The 20,397-nt window shown below is 69.0% G+C and carries 15 protein-coding genes; 11 read left to right on the top strand and 4 right to left on the bottom strand.

The annotated features are described in order from the left end of the window. Positions 1-225: 225 nt before the first annotated feature. From NY1_RS13185 to NY1_RS13165, 5 genes are all read left to right on the top strand, one after another. Complete coding sequence (locus NY1_RS13185) at positions 226-1,191, top strand: helix-turn-helix domain-containing protein (RefSeq protein WP_067711797.1); 966 nt, start codon at positions 226-228, stop codon at positions 1,189-1,191. A 109-nt stretch (positions 1,192-1,300) separates the two neighbouring features. Further along, positions 1,301-2,281 carry an AraC family transcriptional regulator gene (locus NY1_RS45295; protein WP_169815343.1) on the top strand — a complete coding sequence of 327 codons (981 nt, stop codon included), beginning with the start codon at positions 1,301-1,303 and terminating at the stop codon, positions 2,279-2,281. Positions 2,282-2,365: 84 nt separating this feature from the next. Continuing rightward, complete coding sequence (locus tag NY1_RS13175) at positions 2,366-3,220, top strand: nitrilase-related carbon-nitrogen hydrolase (protein WP_067711816.1); 855 nt, start codon at positions 2,366-2,368, stop codon at positions 3,218-3,220. Positions 3,221-3,312: 92 nt separating this feature from the next. Further along, on the top strand, positions 3,313-4,275 hold the full coding sequence (locus NY1_RS13170; RefSeq protein ID WP_067711791.1) for an AraC-like ligand-binding domain-containing protein: 963 nt from the start codon (positions 3,313-3,315) through the stop codon (positions 4,273-4,275). 94 nt (positions 4,276-4,369) lie between these two features. Next, positions 4,370-5,341: a nitrilase-related carbon-nitrogen hydrolase gene (locus NY1_RS13165; RefSeq protein ID WP_084534921.1), complete on the top strand. Its 972-nt coding sequence runs from the start codon at positions 4,370-4,372 to the stop codon at positions 5,339-5,341. A gap of 76 nt (positions 5,342-5,417) precedes the next feature. Here the strand turns inward: NY1_RS13165 and NY1_RS13160 are convergent, their stop codons facing one another. Beyond that, entirely contained in the window at positions 5,418-5,753 is a 336-nt protein-coding gene (locus tag NY1_RS13160) for a metal-sensitive transcriptional regulator (RefSeq protein ID WP_067711785.1), read from the bottom strand. A gap of 170 nt (positions 5,754-5,923) precedes the next feature. Between NY1_RS13160 and NY1_RS13155 the strand changes: the two genes are divergently transcribed. The 4 genes from NY1_RS13155 (at position 5,924) to NY1_RS13140 (ending at position 10,072) form a co-directional block, all read left to right on the top strand. Further along, on the top strand, positions 5,924-6,739 hold the full coding sequence (locus NY1_RS13155) for an S-methyl-5'-thioadenosine phosphorylase (RefSeq protein ID WP_067711782.1): 816 nt from the start codon (positions 5,924-5,926) through the stop codon (positions 6,737-6,739). Between the two features lie 183 nt (positions 6,740-6,922). Then, positions 6,923-8,206, top strand: a complete 1,284-nt coding sequence (locus NY1_RS13150) for an NAD-dependent epimerase/dehydratase family protein (RefSeq protein ID WP_067711779.1) — start codon at positions 6,923-6,925, stop codon at positions 8,204-8,206. Between the two features lie 298 nt (positions 8,207-8,504). After that, positions 8,505-9,497 carry an LLM class flavin-dependent oxidoreductase gene (locus tag NY1_RS13145; RefSeq protein ID WP_067711776.1) on the top strand — a complete coding sequence of 331 codons (993 nt, stop codon included), beginning with the start codon at positions 8,505-8,507 and terminating at the stop codon, positions 9,495-9,497. A gap of 14 nt (positions 9,498-9,511) precedes the next feature. Further along, entirely contained in the window at positions 9,512-10,072 is a 561-nt protein-coding gene (locus NY1_RS13140) for an NADPH-dependent FMN reductase (RefSeq protein ID WP_067711773.1), read from the top strand. A gap of 6 nt (positions 10,073-10,078) precedes the next feature. Here NY1_RS13140 and eccE read toward each other — a convergent pair whose 3' ends face one another. Next, complete coding sequence (gene eccE / locus NY1_RS13135) at positions 10,079-11,686, bottom strand: type VII secretion protein EccE (RefSeq protein WP_067711770.1); 1,608 nt, start codon at positions 11,684-11,686, stop codon at positions 10,079-10,081. 112 nt (positions 11,687-11,798) lie between these two features. Between eccE and eccB the strand changes: the two genes are divergently transcribed. Next, entirely contained in the window at positions 11,799-13,277 is a 1,479-nt protein-coding gene (gene eccB / locus NY1_RS13130; RefSeq protein WP_067711813.1) for a type VII secretion protein EccB, read from the top strand. Here the strand turns inward: eccB and mycP are convergent, their stop codons facing one another. Then, entirely contained in the window at positions 13,278-14,696 is a 1,419-nt protein-coding gene (gene mycP, locus NY1_RS13125; protein ID WP_067711767.1) for a type VII secretion-associated serine protease mycosin, read from the bottom strand. A 5-nt stretch (positions 14,697-14,701) separates the two neighbouring features. After that, entirely contained in the window at positions 14,702-16,162 is a 1,461-nt protein-coding gene (gene eccD / locus NY1_RS13120) for a type VII secretion integral membrane protein EccD (RefSeq protein ID WP_067711764.1), read from the bottom strand. Positions 16,163-16,337: 175 nt separating this feature from the next. Between eccD and eccCa the strand changes: the two genes are divergently transcribed. Next, on the top strand, positions 16,338-20,366 hold the full coding sequence (gene eccCa, locus NY1_RS13115) for a type VII secretion protein EccCa (RefSeq protein WP_067711760.1): 4,029 nt from the start codon (positions 16,338-16,340) through the stop codon (positions 20,364-20,366). Positions 20,367-20,397: the final 31 nt, after the last annotated feature.

The following is a 20,397-nucleotide window of genomic DNA, read 5'->3' as shown; positions in this document are numbered from 1 at the left end:
CGCTGCCGCGTGCTGGTGGAGGTGTGTGCTTTCCGGTGGCATCCGCACCGCATTGCGGTGGGAAACGGGTTTGCTTTTCGGCGTCATCGACGGGTGGGTGGGTATCCATTGCGCAAGTTGCGGTTCGTCATCATGCATGTGGGAGATGTCGTCCACATGGGCGAAAGTTTAAATATCTCAGGGGATTTCGCGTTCGATCGGGGGGAGTGGTGCGACAATCGGCGCATGAGCGGCGGCTCTGAGCCCGCAGTGGTCGAGGTCCGGTCCACCCCGGAGGTTTCCGAGAGGGAGGCATTCGAGCAGTGGGAGGCTGCGGTAGCGCAGGCGTACGTACCGCTGGTCGTCACGCCGGTGGCGCCGGGGGAGTTCCGGGCGCGGATCGTGCATTCGAGTTTCGCCGATATCGAGGTGTCGACGGTCGCGGCCACCGGACAGCGGATCAGCCGGATACCGAGGCTGATTCACGAGCCCGATGAGCCGTACCTGTTCGCCACCGTGACCACGCACGGGCGGGGGTGGCTGGAGCAGGACGGGCGGGTCGGGGAGATGGCCGACGGCGGGTTGATGCTGTACGTCAGTTCCCGGCCGTTCACGGCGCATTTCGAACACTCGTGGGCGGTGTCGGTGGTGCAGGTGCCGCTGGCGCAGGTGGTGGTAGCGGCGGGGATTCCGGCGGATCGGCTGCCGACGGCGGTGCGGTTGCCGCCAGTGGGGGCGGCCGGGATCGTGGGGCGGTTCTTCTGCGGGCTGGCCCGGCTGCAGCATTCGGATCCGATGGAGGCCGCCATCCTGGCCCGGCACGGGACCGGGCTGCTCGCCTCGGTGGTGCAATTGGCCGCGGGCGAGATGCCGCGCGAGGAGCCCGGGCAGGCGCTGGCCAAACAGCGGGCGCTGGGCTTCCTGGAGCGCAACTACACCGATCCGGCCTTGACCGTAGAGCAGGTGGCCGCCGCCTGTTCGGTGTCGCGGCGCACCCTGTACCGGCTCTTCGAGGACGGTGAGGACGGGGTGGCCGCCATGTTGCGGCGGTTGCGCATCGAACACGCGGTGGCGCTGATCCGGACCGATCCGGCCCGCCCGCTGCTGTCCATCGCGCGGGCCGCGGGCTTCGTCTCCGAGCGCCAGTTCTATCGGGCGTTCAAACGCGAAACCGGTATGACGCCGGGCGAATTCCGCCTCCGCCACGCCTGAATTGCGAGTTTCATTGTGAATAGTCCGAATTCGCGCCGCCGATGGGCGGGCAGCACGCGAACGGGTTGAAATGCGTTGGCCGGGCGGTACCCGGTGGGAAGATACCGGTGTGGATCAAGCCGCCGTCGGCACGGTCGAGGTGTGCTCCTCGTCGACTGTTTCGCCACGCCAGGCCTTCGAGCGCTGGGAGGCGCTGGTGGCCGACGCCGTCGTGCCCTCGGCCATCGAGCCATTGCACGACGGTCATTGGCGCGGCCGCGTCACCAGCACCCAATTCGATCGTTTCAGCGTCTCGCTGATGCGAGCCAGCGCGCAACGCGTGGTGCGCTCCCGGAAACTGGTCGAACAGTCCGAGGGTGAGTTCCTGCTGGTGAATATCGTGCTGGACGGGACGAATTGGACCGAACAGGGCCGCGGTACCGCCGAATCGCGGCACGGTTCCATCGCCTTCTTCGACAGCGCCCGGCCCCTGGAAAGCCGCACCACCGAGAACTCCACCTCCGCCATCGTGCGCGCGCCCATGAACCTGGTCCTGGAACACGCCGGCCTGCTCCGCGAGGAATTGCCCACGGCCACCGCGATTCCCATTACCGGCGCGCTCGGCGTGGTGGCGGGCTTCTTCCGCGGACTGGCCGAACTACCGCCGGGCGAAGCCGAAAAGGCTGCGGCGGTAATGAGTTCCGAGGGTGCGAGCATGCTGGCGTCGGCGCTCCTGCTGGCTTCGGGCAGGGATTCGCCCGCCCCGTCGGATTCGCTCTACACCCGCCAGCAGATCCTGGCCTACCTGCGCCGCCGTTTCACCGATCCGGACCTCACCATCGACGAGGTGGCGCACGCCTGCCTGGTGTCGCGGCGCACGCTGTACCGGGTGTGCGAGGGCTTCGGCGGTCCGGGTGCGCTCATGCGCCGGATGCGCGTCGAGCACGCCCGCCGGTTGCTGCGGGTGGATCCGGCGCGCCCGCTGGCGGCGGTCGCCGCGGCGTCCGGATTCGCCAGCGATCGCCACTTTTACCGGGCGTTTCGCGAGGAAACCGGCCTGACGCCCGGGCAATTCCGAGTGCGGCTGGACGCAGGCACTCGCGGTCGGTAGACCGGCACGCTACGTCGGTGCCGTGCGCATCGGTTCGGCGAAAGGTGATTGCACAGCAATCCCGTTCGCGGCGAAGGAGCCGAGGTGTCGACGAAGGTGCGAGTGGCGGCTGTCCAGGCGGAACCGCGCTGGCTGGATCTGCGGGCGGGCGTCGGGCAGGTCATCGAGCTGATCGAGACGGCCGCCGCGGGCGGTGCGCAACTGATCGCATTCCCGGAGACCTTCCTGCCCGGTTACCCGTGGTGGCTGTGGCTGGATTCGGTGAGCTGGGGGCAGGGTTTCTTCGCACGCTATCGCACCAATTCGATGACCGTGGGCCGCACCGAATTCCGGCGGATCGCCGACGCGGCGCGCCGCCATCGCATCCACGTATTACTGGGTTTCAGTGAACGCTGCGGGAGTTCGCTGTACATGTCGCAGTGCCTGATCGATGATCGCGGGGTACTGCTCGGAGTCCGGCGCAAGCCCGAACTGACCCCGTTGGAGCACCGGATCTTCCGGAGCGGCGAGGCCGGCGGTCCCCATGTCTTCCGGACCGGTATCGGCCGGATCGGCGTGCAGGGTGGCTCCGAGCAGTTGCACCTGCCCGCGCGGCACGAGCTGGAACGCACCGGGGCGCAGGTGCACATCGTGTCCTGGCCGGGTTTCATCGTGGCCCGCGACGTGGAATGGGGTGTGCGCGTGAACAATGCGGCCACGCTCTGGTACGCGGTGGTCGGGCAATTGCACGTGGTCGCGGCCTGCGCGGTGATGGATGTGGCGGGCAGCGAGAGCCGGCACGGGAACGACCCGGCCAAACAGCTGGTACGCGGACCCGGCGGGCACGCCCGCATTTTCGCCCCGGGTGGTGACGAGCTGGGCGCGCCGCTGGGCGGACACGAGGAGGGGATCGTCTACGGCGACCTCGAGCTCGAACTGTCCGCCGAGTCCGCGGCCTAGCCATACGCCCGTATTGGCTGTGTCGCTTCGTATCTGACAGAATTCCTGCTATTCGGCCGTACCCGGTCGGCTGGTTTGTCGAGGGATGCGGAGTGGATCGGTCGGACGCGGTCAGTCGGATAGAGGTGCGATCCGGGCCCGAGACATCGGCGAGTGAGGCATTTCAGCGCTGGGAAGAGCAGGTCAGCGCGGCGTATGTGCCCTTGGCGGTATCACCAGTACAGACTGGTCGGTTTTCTGGTTTCATCGAGCACTCCCGCTACGGCGATATCGACCTCAGCGTGGTCGGATCCAGTGCGCAGCAGATCCATCGCACCGAACGGCTCATCGCCGACGCCGACGATCAGTACCTGATCGCCAGCATCCCGGTGGCCGGCAGCGGCCGGCTGCATCAGGACGGCCGCATCGCCGAGGTGCGTCCCGGCGAGATGGTCTTCTACGACACCACCCGCCCGTACCACTGGGAAATGGAACGGGAATGGGAGCAGGTGGTGCTGCAGGTCTCCCTGACCCGCCTGCGCGAGCGCTACGGCGTAGCCGGTCCGGAGGTCCCGACCGCGACCGCCTTCGGCCGCTCCACCGCGCCCGGGGTGGTGGCGCAGTTCTTCCGCGGCCTGGCGCGGCTGCAGGACCAGGATCCGGAAGGGGCCGCGCTGCTGGCCGAATCCGGGATGGATCTGCTGGCCGCGGCGGTGATCGCGGCCGCCGGCGGGACGGTGCGCGATCAGTCCGCCGACGCGCTGAATCGGCAGCGGGTACTGGCTTATATGCGCGCGCATTGCGCCGATCCGGACCTGGGTGTCGACCGAATCGCACAGGGGTGCAGAATGTCTCGGCGCACCCTGTATCGCGTTTTCGACGAACTCGAAGGCGGTCCGGGAACCGCTTTGCGGCGGATGCGAATCGAACGTGCTTGCGAATTGCTGCGTAATGCGCCACAGTTGCCGCTGTCGGCGGTCGCGAAAGCGGCGGGTTTTCTCACCGAACGCAGTTTCTACCGGGCATTCCGGCTCGAAATGGGCACCACACCCGGCGCATTCCGGGCGCTGGTCTGAGCATCGTTGGCATGATCGGTCCGAAAGACGGCACACACTGGCACTGACATTCCGTAAATGATTGGCAAGCATCAGCTTTCATGAGGAATGCGCGATGAGGAATACGGTGCGAGTCGCCGCCGTCCAGGCCGAGCCGAAATGGCTGCGGTTGTCGGACGGTGTCGAGCAAGTCGTCGAACTGATCGGTGCGGCCGCGGCCGAGGGGGCCCGGTTGGTCGCGTTTCCGGAGACGTTTCTACCGGGGTATCCGTGGTGGCGGTGGGTGGAATCCAATCAATGGAATGTCGAATACTCGACTCGGTGCCGCGAGAATTCGATGACGAGAGACGGCGCCGAAATGCGGAAGATCGCAATTGCGGCGCGTCGCAATGACATTCACGTGGTGCTCGGATTCGGGGAACGGCAGGAACGCCGGATCTTCATGGCGCAGGCGGTGATCAGCGATCGCGGCAAGGTGCTCTCGGTGCGCCGCAAGGCCGGGTTGAACAGTGTCGAACGCAAGGTGTTCGCCTCGGGCGCGCCGCAATTGCCGGCCGTGCACCACAGCCCGTTCGGCAGCCTGGGCGCGCTGTCCGGGCAGGAGAACCAGCGCACCCTGCTCACCCGGGCGCTGCGCGCGGACGAGGAATCCATTCACGTGGCGGCCTGGCCGGGCGGACCCGCGGTCGAGACCTCGCCCGCCCAGTCCGGGCCGACGGTGAGCCGGATGTACGCGCTGGAGGGCAGTGCGTTCGTGCTGGCGCCGTGCGCGGTGGTCGGCGACACCGGCTGGGGCGGGGTGGCCGGAGTGCGGACCGGGCAGGCGCACATCTTCGCGGCCGATGGCGGTGAGGTGGTGCCGGCGCTGGCCGAAGGGGCCGAAGGCATCTTGTACGCCGAACTCGAACTGGGCGCGGGCGAGCTCGCCGATCCCGATCGCGGGCCGCGGCTGGATCCGCGCGGGTCGATGCGCGGGCCGCAGCAGGCGCGGGGCTGGGGTGCGGGTCCGCGCTCCCGGACCGGCCAGGAGGCACGTGCCATGCCCGCGGTGATGAATTTGTCTCCGCGGTTCGCTGCTGCCTGCTGAGGTTCGCCGGGGGCGGCCCTGGAAAGCGAAGCGGCCCGGCGGGAATCCCGCCGGGCCGCAGCGCTGTGTGATCGGCTCAGGAGCGCACCAGGCGGGCGATGGCGTCGGTGGCTTCCTTGATCTTGGCTTCGGCCTCGGGGCCGCCGGCGACGGCCGCGTCGACCACGCAGTGGCTGATGTGATCCTCGAGCAGGCCCATGGCCACCGCCTGCAGCGCTTTGGTCATGGCCGAGACCTGGGTGAGGATGTCGATGCAGTACTTCTCCTCCTCGACCATCCGCTGCAGGCCGCGAGCCTGGCCCTCGATGCGGCGCAGGCGCTTGAGGTAGTCGTCCTTGGCGGTGATGTAGCCGTGCGTGCCGTGATCGTGGCAGGACTCATCCGTGGTGGTGGTGGTCTGCTCGTTCGTCATCGACCGTGTCCTCGCTCCCGGCCTTGTCGGGCCCTCGCCATTGATACCCCCCGAGGGTACACGCGCGGTGCCGGGACTGCCAGCCGCCCGGCGCGGGGCCGGATGTGATGTCGGCCCGGGTGGGCGGACCTGGCACCGGCATCCATGCACGAGTGCGCAAGAATCGAGCCATGAGTTCGGATTCTTGGGCCGCGCTGGCCATTATCGGCGGTAGCGGGTTCTACGACTTCTTCGGCGACGACGCGACCACGGTCGAGGTCGAGACCCCGTTCGGGGCGCCGAGCGCGCCCATCACCATCGGTCAGGTGGACGGGCGCTCGGTGGCGTTCCTGCCGCGGCACGGGCGCAAGCACGAGTACTCGCCGCACACCGTGCCGTACCGCGCCAATATGTGGGCGCTGCGCTCGCTGGGCGTGCGGCGGATCTTCGGGCCGTGTGCGGTGGGCTCGCTGCGCGCCGACTGGGGTCCGGGCACCGTCGCCGTTCCCGACCAGCTGGTGGATCGCACCTCCGGGCGCGATCAGACCTTCTACGACGCGGGCGGCGTGCACGTCTCCTTCGCCGATCCGTACTGCGCCGAGCTGCGCACCGCCGCCATCGGCGCGGCCGTGCCGGAGCTGCCCATGAAGGATCAGGGCACCATGGTCGTGGTGCAGGGGCCGCGCTTCTCCACCCGCGCCGAGAGCCGCTGGTTCGCCGGGCTGGGCTGGGAGCTGATCAATATGACCGGTCATCCCGAGGCCGTGCTCGCCCGCGAACTCGAAATGTGCTACTCCGCAATCGCTCTGGTCACCGACCTGGACGCGGGCCTGGAGTCCGGTGAAGGCGTCACCGCCGCCGATGTTTTCGCCGAGTTCGAGCGAAACCTGGTGCCGTTCAAGGCGCTCGTGCGCGGTGCGGTTGCCGCCGTCGAAGGCGACGACACCTGCGACAAGTGCCGCGTGCTGACCGGCACCGGCGTGCAGCTGCCCTTCGAACTGCCGTAGTCGGCCCGGCCGGGTTCACCCGGTCACGGATGTCTCGAACCGCCGCCGGTCACCCGACCGGCGGCGGTTTCCGTTCGGCGGCTATCCGCCGTCCCCAGGTCCCACCCGTACTCCTGTGCCGCAGGCGATTACAGCGGCCTCCGGGGAATCGGGCGCCCTCCGCGGGTCGCCTACGCTGAAGAGATGAGCACGGACGGACACGACGGTGTACGGGTGCTGCTGACCGGCGCCGCCGGCTTCATCGGGGGACATGTGCATCGCGCCCTGATCGCGGCCGGGCACGAGGTACTCGCCGTCGACGCCATGCTGCCGATGGTGCACGGTCCGCATCCGATGCCGCCGGAAGACGTACTGGCACTGGATATCCGGGATCCGGACGCGCTCGAACCACTGCTGCGCGGCATCGACATGGTGTGCCACCTGGCGGCAGCCGTACCGCTCCCGGATCTCCCCGAACCGCCCGCCGGGCTCACCGGTTCGGGCCGCCGCGCACCGGGCGGACCGGCCTTCGACCTGCCGCATGCCACCGATCGCCCCGTCGCGAAACCCGCCGAGAGCGCGCGGAATCGGCTGGACGATGGCCACGGCACGGGGCCGTGCGTGCGCGGCGCGGCGGCCGAAGGCCGGGACAGTGGAGGGGCCGAGAAGCCCGTTCAGGCGGGTATGCAGCGGGCGGCGCTGTACGCCTCGCACAATGATGCCGGGACGGCGGTCCTGCTGGCGGCTATGGAACGCGCGGGGGTGCGGCGGCTGGTACTGAGTTCCTCGGTGGCGGTGTACGGCGAGGGCCGGTATCGCGGGGTGCGCAGCGGGCCGTTCTTTCCCGGTATCCGTCGCCGGGCCGACCTGGACCGCGGGCTGTTCGATCACCGCGAGCCGCGCAGCGGGGAAGTGCTGACTTGGGAGCCGCTGGGCGAGGACGCCCCACTGCGTCCCCGGAGCGCTTACGCGGCAAGCAAAGTCGCGCAGGAGCATTACGCGCTGGCCTGGGCGGCGAGCACCGGTTCGGCGGCGACCGCACTGCGCTTCCACCACGTTTACGGCGACCCGATCCGCGACGGCCGGTTGCTTCGTTCCGCGGAATCCGGTGTGGCAGCTCGCTTCCGCTCCGACCTCCGCGACGGCCGCGTTCCCCGAGTTTTCGAAGACGGCGGCCAGGTAAGGGATTTCGTCCACGTCCGCGACGTCGCCGCCGCCGTAGTGGCCGCCGTGGCACGCCCTTTGGCGGGTTTCGTCCCGCTCAATATCGCCTCCGGTCGCCCCCTCACCCTCTGGGAAGTGGCTTCGATCATGGCCAAAACCCTCGACGCCCCCGGCCCGATCGTCTCCGGCCAATACCGCCTCACCGACATCCGCCACCTGGTCGCCAGCCCCGACCGCGCCCGCCACGCCCTCGACTTCACCGCCCGCATCCCGCCCGCCCGCGGTCTCGCCGACTACGCGGCGAGCAGCGCCGAACGCCACTGATCGGGGAGTCCGGCCGACATTCGGTGTTCAGCGATTGCCGCACGACGAGACATGGATCACCGACAAGCGGCCGTACTACATCAGAGGGGGCGGTCGGTGGTGGTATCGAACATCGCTGACTGCCGCTCCGGCCGAGAGCGACTGCTGTGGTCCAGGCTGCCGGGCGTGGGACTTGCGTTGGCAGCTGTTTGCCGGCGCTGCTGACTCGGCTCGGGGGCGATCGGGCGGAGCGGGGGTGAAATAGGGCGGGTGGGGTGGGTGTTGGACCGGAGGTCTGTGCCGAATCCGGAGGAGTCTCATGATCGACGTGCCGTTGTCCGTGCTGGAGCTCGCGCCTGTGGAGAGTGGGCGGAGTCCGGGGGAGGCGCTGGGGGCTACGACGGAGTTGGCGCGGCGGACGGAGGCGCTGGGGTATCGGCGGTTCTGGGTGGCGGAGCATCACAATATGCCGGGGATCGCCAGTTCGGCGCCGGCGGTTCTGCTGGCGCATGTGGCCGCGAATACCTCGACCATCAAGGTGGGGTCGGGTGGGGTGATGTTGCCGAATCATGCGCCGCTGGTGGTGGCGGAGCAGTTCGGGACGTTGGAGGCTCTGCATCCGGGGCGGGTGGATCTGGGGATCGGGCGGGCGCCGGGGACCGATCAGGCGACGGCGGCGGCCTTGCGGCGGACCACCGAGGGGTTGAACGCGGAGCATTTTCCGCGGGAGCTGCGGGCGCTGATCGATTACTTCCGGGATGCGGGGCCGGGTGGGATCAAGGCCACGCCGGGGCGAGGGCAGGAACCGGATATCTGGTTGCTGGGGTCCAGCGGGTACAGCGCGCAGGTGGCGGCGGCGCTCGGCTTGCCGTTCGCGTTCGCGCATCACATCAGCCCGGGCAATACGGTGGCGGCGCTGCGGTTGTATCGGGAGAACTTCCGGCCGTCGGAGGCGCTGGCCGAGCCGTACGCCATGGTGGCGGCGTCGGCGATCTGCGCGGATACCGACGAGGAGGCCGATTTCCAGGCCACACCACGGGATCTGGCGTTCCTGTATCTGGTGAGCGGGCGGCCGCAGGCGCTGCCGTCCCCGGAGGAGGCGGCGCGCTTCGAACCCGACGCCCAGCAGCGGCAATTCATCACGCAGCGGCGGTACGGGCAACTGCTGGGATCGCCCGCCACGGTGCGCGCGCAGGTCGAGGAACTGCTCGCCGAGACCCAGGCCGACGAGCTCATGCTCAATACTCTCGTCTACGACATCGACACGCGCACACGCTCGTTCGAGCTGATCAAGAAGGCCCTGGCGGCTTAGCCTAGGCTCGCGCCATGGACTCTCCGCTGCGGCTCGAGGTGTTGGTGGCCAGTACGCGCCCGGGACGGTTCGCGCCGGTGGTCGCGGATTGGTTCCTGCGCACGGCGCGCGCCGACGACCGGTTCGAGGTGGGCGTCATCGACCTCCTCGATACCCCGCTGCCGGTGGATCTCGGCGATACCCCGGAAGCCGAGGCGTATCGCGAAAGGGTCGCCGCCGCCGATGCTTTCGTGGCGGTGACCTCGGAGTACAACCACGGCTACCCGGCCTCGCTGAAGACCGCGCTGGATATCGCGAAGCGCGAATGGCGCGCCAAGCCCATCGGTTTCGTGAGCTACGGCGGGCTCTCCGGCGGCCTGCGCGCGGTGGAACAGCTGCGGCAGGTGGTCGCCGAGATCCACATGGTGTCGATCCGCGAGACCGTCAGCTTCCACGAGGCCAAACGGAAATTCGATGCCGACGGCAATACCGCGGACGGTGCGGCCATCGACGCCGCCGACCGGATGCTGCGCCAATTGGCTTGGTGGGGGCGTACTTTGCGCGCCGCCCGCGCCGCCGATCCGTACCCGGGCTGAACCCGCCTACTGCGCCAATGCCCCCGCCCCGCGCGGCTGCCCGATGTAGGTGGCCTCGCGAGGAATCGACACCAGCGTCAATTCCACCTGGGTCTTCCCGGTGCGCAGGATGATTCGATTCCCGGTCGCCCCCGGCTGCTGAATCGACAGATCGGGCCGCGCGGCCGGCCAGCCCAGCGGATCGCCCGCGAGATACACGGTGGTGACCCCGGCGTGCGGCGCGGCGGCCAGCACCCCGTCCACCACCACCGCGGTGAATTCGGCGTCGGGCTGATGGGTTTCGGTGGCGAGGGTCAGCCGCTCCGGATTGCCGATGGTGGTGACCAGTTGATTCCACGCCTGTGGCCGATCGGTCCGGATCAGCACCCGTTCGCCGACCGCCAGCGCCCGGAACACCAGCTGCTGCGCCAGGTACAGCTCCCCGGCCAGGTACACGCTCGAAATGCCCTGTCCGACAACCCGGACCGCCACACCATTGCCCTGATCGTCGGAGCCCAGCAACTGCCCGCACCCGGCGGACGGCAACTGCACGTCCGCGATATCGGCGAGCTCGCGTTCGGCGGTCGGCACGGTGTCGTCGAGCCCGGGCACGGCCAGCGGCAGATGCGCCAGCAGCCCTTCGCGATGCCGCCCGTTCATCGAGATCATGTGCTGCTGCAACGGTTCTTCCGGCAGCTCCCGCGCGGTGAGTCGCCAAGCCGCACCCACCCGCACGGTCCCGGCATCCCGGCCGGGCCGCAGCCGCACCGCCACGGTGGTGCCGCGTGACTGCGGCACCCACAGCCCCGCCAGGGTCTCGGAATCCAAGCGCGCGGGATCGAGTGCGGCCCCGAGGTTCACGCTGTTCCCGAGCTCCACATAGCGCCAATGCTGTTGCAACTGCCCGGGATCCACACCCGCCGTGACCTGCAAGGCAGCGGCTTTGATCTCGTGCGCGGTGAGAATGCGTGCCGGGCAACCGGAATCCTCCAGCATCCGCACGATCCGCCGGGTGGCGATGGTGACCGCCCGGCAGGCCCCGTCCGTGCCGCCGCCCCGCCGTGCCGCCGCCGCGGGCGACAACAGCGGATCGAACGCGATCGCCAGCCATACCGTGCGGTGCGCGGTCGCGGGCAACGGTCCGAGCAGCGATTCGTAGATGGCCCCCGCCGGCGTCCCCGACCGGCTGCGATGCCCGTGCGACACGATATCGATCCCCGCCAGCGCGATGTCGTGCTGGCGCAGGCTGGCGGCCAGTTCGGTGAGCGGCAGCAGATGCGAGGCGGCCACGGTGGAGCGCCCGAGCCGGGTCAGCCCGCCCTTGGGCGGCAGCACCTCGACCACCGCCACCACCCGGCTGCCATCGCGATAGAGCCCGAGGGTGCGCCCGTCGCTCGCGCGGTAATCCACCAGGTCGGCGGCGTCGTGCTCGCGATGGCCGCGGAAGCGCCGCCGGGTGCCGATCCATTCGGAAACTGGTCGTTTGCCTAACGGCATGAGAAGAAGCAGACCGACCACCACGCCGACCGCCAGCGCACCCCAGAACGGCAGTCCGCACGCCAGCGCCACGAGCAGGAAAACCGCACCCGCAAGCTGCGCCACCAGCAGGCTGCGCAGCCTCCCCGATGCGCTCATCGTCCTCCCCGCGCGGCTCGATCGGCCCGGTTCCGGTGGCCGAGTGTGAATGGCGATCGCAGCGAACTGTACTGTGTTCGGCGAACGTCATGACTGGTCGGGGGTGATTTCGATGCCTTCAAATCCCACTACGCGCTGGCAGGTGAGCGGCTATCGCTTCCTGGTCCGCCGGATGGAGCACGCCCTGGTCCGCCGGGACGTGCGCATGCTGCACGACCCCATGCGCTCGCAGACCCGCGCCTTCACCGTCGGGCTCATCCTGGCACTGGTCGCCCTCGCCGGTTGCGGTGTGTTAGCTCTGCTGCGCCCGCAGGACAAGATGGGGTCGAGCAAGATCCTCATCGGCAAGGACAGCGGCGCGGTCTACGTGGTCATCGACAATGTGGTGCATCCGGCGCTGAACCTGGCCTCGGCCCGGCTGGCGGCGGGGGAGGCGGCCAAACCGGCCACCGTCAAGGAATCCGAACTGGCGAAGAAGCCGCGCGGACAGCTCATCGGTATCCCGGGTGCACCGGCTTCGCTCAATTACGACAGCTCCGATCGCGCTTGGACGGTCTGCGATGTGCTGGCCAATGACGGCAGCCGCAGCCTGGCCACGTCGGTGCTGGTCGGCAAGCCGGTGCTGGGGGACAAAGCCACACCGCTGGCGGACGGCAAGGCGCTGCTGGTGCAAGGACGCGACGCCGCCTATCTGGTCTACGACAATCAGCGCGCCCGGATCGATATGAACGATCGCGCCGTGGTGGACGCCCTCGATATTCGCGGGCGAACGCCCCGCCCGATCAGCGAGGGGCTGCTCAACGCCATCCCCGAGGTGCTGCCGCTGGTGCCGCCGCCGATCGCGGATGCCGGTGCGGCGCCGGGGTATTCGATCGGCGACCATCGCATCGGGGATGTGGTGCGGGTGCGCACCGACAATCGCTACTACGCGGTCCTGGCCGATGGGCTGCAACCGGTTTCGCAGCTCACCGCCGACATCATCCGCAACACCTACCGCTCCGCGGCCGCCGATGACCAGATAGCGCAGGCGGATCGGACCGCCGCGCCGGTGTCCAATGCCCTGCACGTGTCGAACTATCCGGATCGGATTCCGGAGCTGGTGGACGGTAAGGATCAGCCGGTGGATTGCCTGTCCTGGCAGCCCGTGAGCGCGGCCGATCAGACCGACGGCAGCAAGCACGCCGAGCTGACCGTGCTGACCGGCCACGCCGTCCCGATCCCCGATCGCGCCCGGCTGGTGCCCCTGGCCCAGGCCGACGGCAACGGCTCGAACGTCGACGCCTTCTACACCAAACCCGGTGCGGGCGAATACGTTCAGGCCACCGGCATCGAACCCGACAGTCAGCGCCGCGACAGCCTGTTCTTCGTCTCCGATTTCGGGGTGCGCTACGGCATCAAGGATCTGGAGGCGGCCAAGGCGCTCGGCATGGATCCGGCCGAGGTGACGCCCGAACCCGCGCCGTGGCCGATCATCGGCCTGCTCGCGCCCGGCCCGACCTTGAGCCGGGAAGCCGCCATGGTCGCCCACGACGGCGTGGCCCCGGACCCGAATCCCGCACCGCAACCGGTCAAGGGCCAGAACCAGAACTGATCAATCGTCGTGCACGCCGAAACGCCGGCGCAGCGGGAACGAGGCCAGAAAGCCCAGTAGCAGCAGCAATCCCACGATGCCGGTGCCGATCAGGGCCACATTGCGCGCGGTGTGATCCGGCGGCGGAGGCGGGCTCGGAATGGCGAGTTGTTCGGCGACGGCCGCGTGGGGTTGCTTGGGCGGCAATTGTTTCGGCACCTGCGCGGTCAGTGCGGCGACGGGATCGACCGCCCCGTAACCGATATACGGATTCCAGCCTTCGCCCGGTGCGTGCGCGGTGGCCTCGATGCGCTGGATGACGTCGTGCGCGTTCATTTCCGGGAATCGGGAACGGATCAACGCCGCCACCCCGGAAACGTACGGCGCGGCGAAACTCGTTCCGCTGTACGGCATTATCTGACCCTGATTGGTGACTTTTGCGGTGGTCAGTCCGGGGCCGCGCGGATCGAGCGAAACAATGTTCTCGCCCGGCGCGGCCACACCCATCCACGGCCCGGGCACCGTGAATTTCGAGGATTGACCCAGGGCGTCGACGGCGCCGACCGAGAGCACGTATTCGTCCCACCAGGACGGCACCACATACGAGGTGATGTGATTCCACAGATCCTCATTGGGCCGCACCGGATTCAGTCCCGGATTGCTCGCCTTGCAGGTGTCGGTATTACCGGCCGAGGTGACGATTACCGCGTCCTTCTCCACCGCCGCGTAACGCACCGCCGCACCGAGCATGCCCATTTCCGGACTGTCCGGCTCCCGGGTGGGGCAGGCGACCAGCGAGATATTGATGACCCGGGCGCCCGCATCGGCGGCCCGGCGAACGGCGGAGGCCAGCGCGGAGATCTTGCCGTAGCCGTCGGGCATATCGTCGGGGCCTTTGTCGCGGCCCGCGCCCTCGGCCTGATACAGCGCGCTGGTCTGGCGAATGGTCATGATGCGGGCCTCGGGCGCGACGCCGGCGAAACCCTGGCCCTCCTGCTGGGTGGCGGCGATGAGCCCGGCCACCAGGGTGCCGTGCGCATCGCAATCCTCGGTGCCGTCACCGGAATTCGCGACGTAGTCGCCGCCGGGGATCAGGCTGGGCAGGCGCGGGTGCGGGGCGACGCCGGTATCGATGACCGCCACCAATTGGCCCGCGCCCTTGGAGAACTGCCAGGCGTGTTCCAGATCCAGGGAACGCTGCGCGATCGGGATGGTCGGTCCCGCGCCCCCGGATTGCGTACTGATGCAAGGGGAATTGGCCGGGTGCTCGGTCTTGCCGGGCGGTGCGGCGGGTCCGCCCGGCGGCAGCAGGCCGGGATCGACGGCGGGCGGGCGATCGGCGGCGGCGAGGCCGGGGTGCGCGCCGAGCGACACGCCCGCGGCCAGTGCGGCGGTGGCCGCGACCGTGCGGAAAGCCTTGGCGCCCAGGGTGATCGGCATCGGAACTACAGTCCGCGCACGAGCGAATAGAGCTCGGTCACCCAGAACACCAGCGGCACGACGGCGGCCACGAAGGCGTATTCGAGCAATTCCAGGGCCCGGCGCACGGGCGGGGTGGCCTGCTGGCGTGGCACCAGAATGCCGAGCACCAGCGCCGCCACCAGCAGCAGGATGGCGATGCCGAAGATGACCAGGGGCTGTCGCAGCGTGAACGCGCCGAATCCCATGAGCACCAGCAGGATTGCCGCACCGCCCGCCAGCAGCACCACCGCCTGCTCGGCCCCGGCGTAGGTGCGGCTGCGGAACATGAGCACCGCCGCGCACACCACCGCCAGCGCCAGGCCCGGCCAGTACGGGCGATCCGCGATCGGCTCCACCGCGGCCACCGCGCCGGTCGCGACGACCAGGGTGGTGGCGGCGACCAAACCGGCCAGATACTTGCGCGCCCGTTCGGATTTGGCGCGCAGCGCCTCCAGGCTCGGCAGCGCGCGATGATCGTCGGGATCGTCCTCGGTGGGATCGATGGGCGTCCCCGGCGCGGGCACCGGCGGCAACGGCAGTTTGGCCAGCAGCATGGAAATCCGTGGGGCGAGCGACAATCCGGCCAGTCCGAGCCCCGCCGCGCCCGCGCCGATGGCCTTGACCGGCAGCTCGGCCAGCAGTCCGATCAAGGCGGCGGGCACGGCGTACACGCACACCGTGGTCACGCCGATGAACAACCCGAGCCCTACCCCGCTGACCCGCCAGGTCAGCACGGCGATCGCGCCCAGCAGCACCGATCCGAGCAGCAGGTTCGCCCAGCCGTAGTGATCGGGCACGAACAGCATGCCCGCGCTGAACGCGGCGGGCAGTGCGCAGCCGCCGACCACCAGCGCGCTGGCGGTATCGCCGTACATGCGGCTGAGCAGCATGGACGCGATCACCAGCAGCACCGCGACGAACAGCGCGACCGTTCCGGTCACCCAGCCCGGGAGCGCGTCCGGCGCGGCCAGCAGCCCGAGACAACCCGCCAGCATGGTCAGCACGGCCAGCACCGACCCGGTGAGCCGCGCGGTGCGGGGCGTCCAGCCGCGGAACTGCTCCGCGTCGGCGACCGCGACGTTGTACATGATGTCGTCGAACAACGGTGTGGGAGCGGTGTGTTCGGCGCTTTCCAGCATGAGCAGCTCGCCGTCGCGCACATCCTGTTCGGTGAGGGTGAGCGACCCGGTCAGCGGCGGCTGCCCGATGCGGGCCAGCACCCATTCGTGCGGTTCGAACTGCTCGCCGTCGTGGTCGAAGTCGTTGACCCGGCTGTGCTGGGCGACCATATCGACCACGCTGGGGATGACCAGGGCCACCGGGACGTCGCTGGGAATGGCCATATCGACCTGGGTGTGCTTGGCCAGAATGGTGACCCGCGCGAGGTCCGGCGCCCGGACGGTGCCGCGGGTCTCGTCGAGCTGCTCTGTTCGCGCGTCCGTCACGCTGCCCCCAACTCCGGGTGTGAACTCGTTTCCGCGCGCGCGGGGTGCGGAGCATGCGGTCGCGGCGCTGGGCTGTGCAGAAATGTTGCCCGCACTTTACGGCATGTCGGTGCAGGTCCGTACACTGAGGCCCGACTCGGTCGGCAATGGGGGACTGTGAAGCAGTGAGCAACCAATGAGCACCGTACGGTTTCAACGACGCCCGCGCCGGGAGATGCCGCGCTCGCCCGGCGGCGAGGTGACCCTGCAGCCGCCGCCGGAGATTCCGCGCGCGGTCCCCGCCAATCTCTTCGGCAAGCTCATGCCGCTGGTGATGGTGGTCGGCATGCTCGGCATGGTCGTGCTCATGTTCACCTCGGGCAGCGGTATCGCGTCCAATCCGATGAGCCTGATGTTCCCCATGATGATGGTGTTCTCCATGGTCGGCATGTATGCCGGGCAGAGCGGCAAGGGGCAGAAGGCGGCCGAGGCCGACGAGGACCGCAAGGACTATCTGCGCTATCTCGATCAGGTCCGCCGCGATGTGCGCGATACCGCCGAGCAGCAGCGGGCGGCGGTGGAATGGAGTCATCCGGAGCCGGGGCTGATCTGGATGCTGGCCGGCACCACCCGGATGTGGGAGCGGCGGCCGGGGGACAAGGACTTCTGTCACGCGCGGATCGGACTGGGTAGCCAACGTCTGGCTACCCGACTGGTGGCGCCGGAAACCGGTCCGGTCGAGGAGCTCGAACCGATAGCTGCTGTGTCGCTGAGGCGGTTCGTGCGCACCCATTCCACGGTGCCGGACCTGCCGACGGCCATTGCCGTGAAGGGGTTCGCCAGTATTCAGCTGACCGGCGACCGGGCGCAGGCCCGGGAGCTGACCCGGGCCATGTTATTGCAGCTGGCTATGTTCCAGGGACCGGATCAGGTGCTGATCGCGGTGGTCTGCGGCGCCGATACCGCGCCGGAATGGGAATGGGCGAAATGGCTGCCGCACACCCAGCATCCGGACTCCGAGGACGGGGTGGGCAGTGAGCGCATGGTCTACGGCTCCATTCGCGAGGCGCACGCCGGGCTGCGGCCGCTGCTGCACAACCGGGTGCGCTACTCGCGCAATCAGCCGCCGGACCCGAATCTGGCGCAGCTGATCATCGTGGTGGACGGCGGCCTGCTCGAAGCCGAGGAAGATCCCTTGCGGGAGAGCGGGTTCGAGGGCGTCACCATTGTCGACCTGTGCGCGTACGCGCCGCGGCTGGCGGCCTCGCGGGGCATCCAGCTGGTGGTGGAGAACGGTGAATGCGCCGGACAGGGCGCGAGCGGCGGGATGGAACGGTTCGCCGTCATCGATCGCATCACCGCGCGCGAGGCCGAGCAGGCGGCGCGGCGGCTCGCTCCCTATCGCGCGCCCGCCAAACGCGGGCCGGACGCGAGCGGTGAAGAGGGCGAGGTGATTTCGACCTGGTCGCAGCTGCTGGGATTGGGCGATATCGGCACCTTCACGCCGGAAACCGCCTGGCAGCCGCGCTACGGCAAGGATCGGCTGCGGGTTCCGTTCGGGGTCGGAGCCGACGGGCTGCCGGTGTACCTGGATATCAAGGAAGCCGCCGAGGGCGGGATGGGCCCGCACGGGCTGTGCATCGGCGCGACCGGTTCCGGCAAGTCGGAATTCCTGCGCACGCTGGTGCTTTCGCTGATCGCCACGCACTCGCCCGATCAGCTCAATTTCGTGCTGGTGGACTTCAAGGGCGGTGCGACCTTCCTGGGGCTGGACGGGGTCGAGCACATCGCGGCCATCATCACCAATCTGGAGGAAGAGGCCGACCTGGTCTCGCGCATGCACGACGCGCTCGAGGGCGAGATGAACCGGCGGCAGGAATTGCTGCGCGCGGCGGGCAATTTCGCCAATGTGGGCGAGTACGAGAAGGCGCGTGCGGCGGGGGCCGATCTGGATCCGCTGCCGGCGCTGTTCGTGGTGCTCGACGAGTTCTCCGAACTGCTGGCGCAGCATCCGGATTTCGCGGATCTGTTCACCATGATCGGGCGGCTCGGGCGGTCGCTGCACGTACATCTGCTGCTCGCCTCGCAGCGGCTCGAAGAGGGGCGGCTCAAAGGGCTGGAGAGCCATCTGTCGTATCGGATCGGCTTGAAGACGTTCTCGGCCAATGAATCCCGGCAGGTGCTCGGGGTGCCCGACGCCTATAATCTGCCCAACAATCCCGGCGGCGGTTACCTCAAGTCCAATTCTGGCGAGATCGTGCGATTCCAATCGGCGTACGTGTCGGGGCCGTATCTCGGCGGGGCTTCGACGCGAGATGTCACGCGGTCCGGTGCTCCGGACACCGAAATGGACACGGCGGCGCGGCTTTTCACCGCCACCCATGTGGACTTCCGGGCCGGTGACTACCTGCCGTTGCCTGTAGCGCCCGAGGCGGCGCCGCCGCAGCCCGAGGCCGAACAAGTGTCCAATCTGCAAATGCTGGTGTCCCGGGTGCGCGGTCACGGCCGGCCCGCGCACGAGATCTGGCTGCCGCCGCTGGGTGCGCCGTCCACGCTGGACGAGCTGGTGCCGCGTTCGGTGCTGACCGGGGACGTGCATCCGATCGCCACCCTGCGCGCGCCCATCGGCATCGTGGATCGGCCCTTCGACCAGCGCCGGGACCCGATGGTGGTGGATCTGTCCGGGTCTCGCGGTCACGTGGCGGTGGTCGGCGGCCCGCAGTCCGGCAAGTCCACGGCGCTGCGGTCGCTGGTCATGTCGATGGCGCTGACGCACACCGCCGAACAGGTGCAGTTCTATCTGCTGGACTTCGGCGGCGGCACCCTGGTCGGGCTGGAAGGGCTACCGCAGGTGGGTGCGGTCGCCGGCCGGCTGGAAGCGGACAAGGTGCGGCGCACCATCGCCGAGATGGTGACCGTGGTGCGGCAGCGCGAAGCGCGGTTCCGGCAGTTGGGCATCGAATCCATGGCGGAGTTCCGGCGCATGCGGGCCATGAGCCCGGCGTCCGGCGCGGCCGCGGCGGGCGTGCACGAGGATCCGTTCGGCGACGTCTTCCTGGTGATCGACGGGTACGGGGTGTTCCGGCAGGAGTTCGACGCACTGGAGCAGACCGTCATGAACCTTGCGGTGCAGGGACTTTCGTACGGTGTGCACGTGGTGATCTCGCTGGCGCGCTGGCCGGAGGCGCGGCCGGCGCTCAAGGATCAGATCGGCACCCGTATCGAACTGCGCCTCGGCGATCCCATGGATTCGGATCTGGGCCGCAAGTTCGCGACCCTGGTGCCGATGGGGCGGCCCGGGCGCGGTATGACGCCCGACGGGCTGCACATGCTGACGGCGCTGCCGCGCGTGGACTCCGATCCGGACCCGCAGACGCTGGGAACCGGAGTGGCGCAGGCGGTTTCGGCCATCGCCGCCGCGACGCCGGGCCGTCCGGCGCCCCGGGTGCGCATGCTGCCCGAACGCTTGCCGCGCGCGGACCTGCTCGCGCTGGCGGAGGATTGGCCCGCGCACGAGGATGCCGCGGCCAAGACCATGCGAATCCCGTTCGGCATCAACGAATCCGAGCTGGCGCCGGTGTTCCTGGACTTCAACGCCAGCCCGCACCTGGTGATCATCGGTGATTCGGAGAGCGGGAAGACGACGCTGCTGCGGTCCATCGTGCAGTCCGTCTGCGCGGCGAACACACCCGATCAGGCGCGCATCATCATGGGCGACTACCGGCGCACCATGCTCGGCACCGTGCCGCAGGGTTATCTGGCCGGATACGGTTCCACCGCACCGCAATTCACCCGGAACATGGCGGATCTCGCGGCCTACGTCGGCAAGCGCATGCCCGGGCCGGACGTGACGCCGCAGCAGCTCAAGGATCGGTCCTGGTGGAGCGGCCCGGAGCTGTACGTAATTGTGGACGACTACGACCTGGTGGCCACCGCGAGCGGAAATCCGTTGCACGCCATGGTCGACCACCTCGCCCACGCCCGTGACCTCGGCTTCCACCTGATCATCGCCCGCCGCTCCGGTGGTGCGGGCCGCGCCATGTACGAGGCCACCCTCAATCAGCTCAAAGAACTCAACTCGGCCGCTCTCGTCATGAGCTGCAGCCGCGACGAAGGCATCCTCTTCGGCAACACCCGCCCCGCCCTCATGCCTCCCGGCCGCGGCACCTACGTCACCCGCGCCGGTGAGGACCTGGTGCAGTTGGGTTGGCTGCCCCCGGCCTGACGGGAGGGGGATGACGGGAGAGTGATGATGG

The organism is Nocardia yamanashiensis NBRC 100130, from assembly GCF_001613325.1.
Lineage (GTDB): Bacteria > Actinomycetota > Actinomycetes > Mycobacteriales > Mycobacteriaceae > Nocardia > Nocardia yamanashiensis.
Note: the sequence above shows the minus strand (reverse complement) of the source record. Positions and strands in the feature narration are given on the sequence as shown.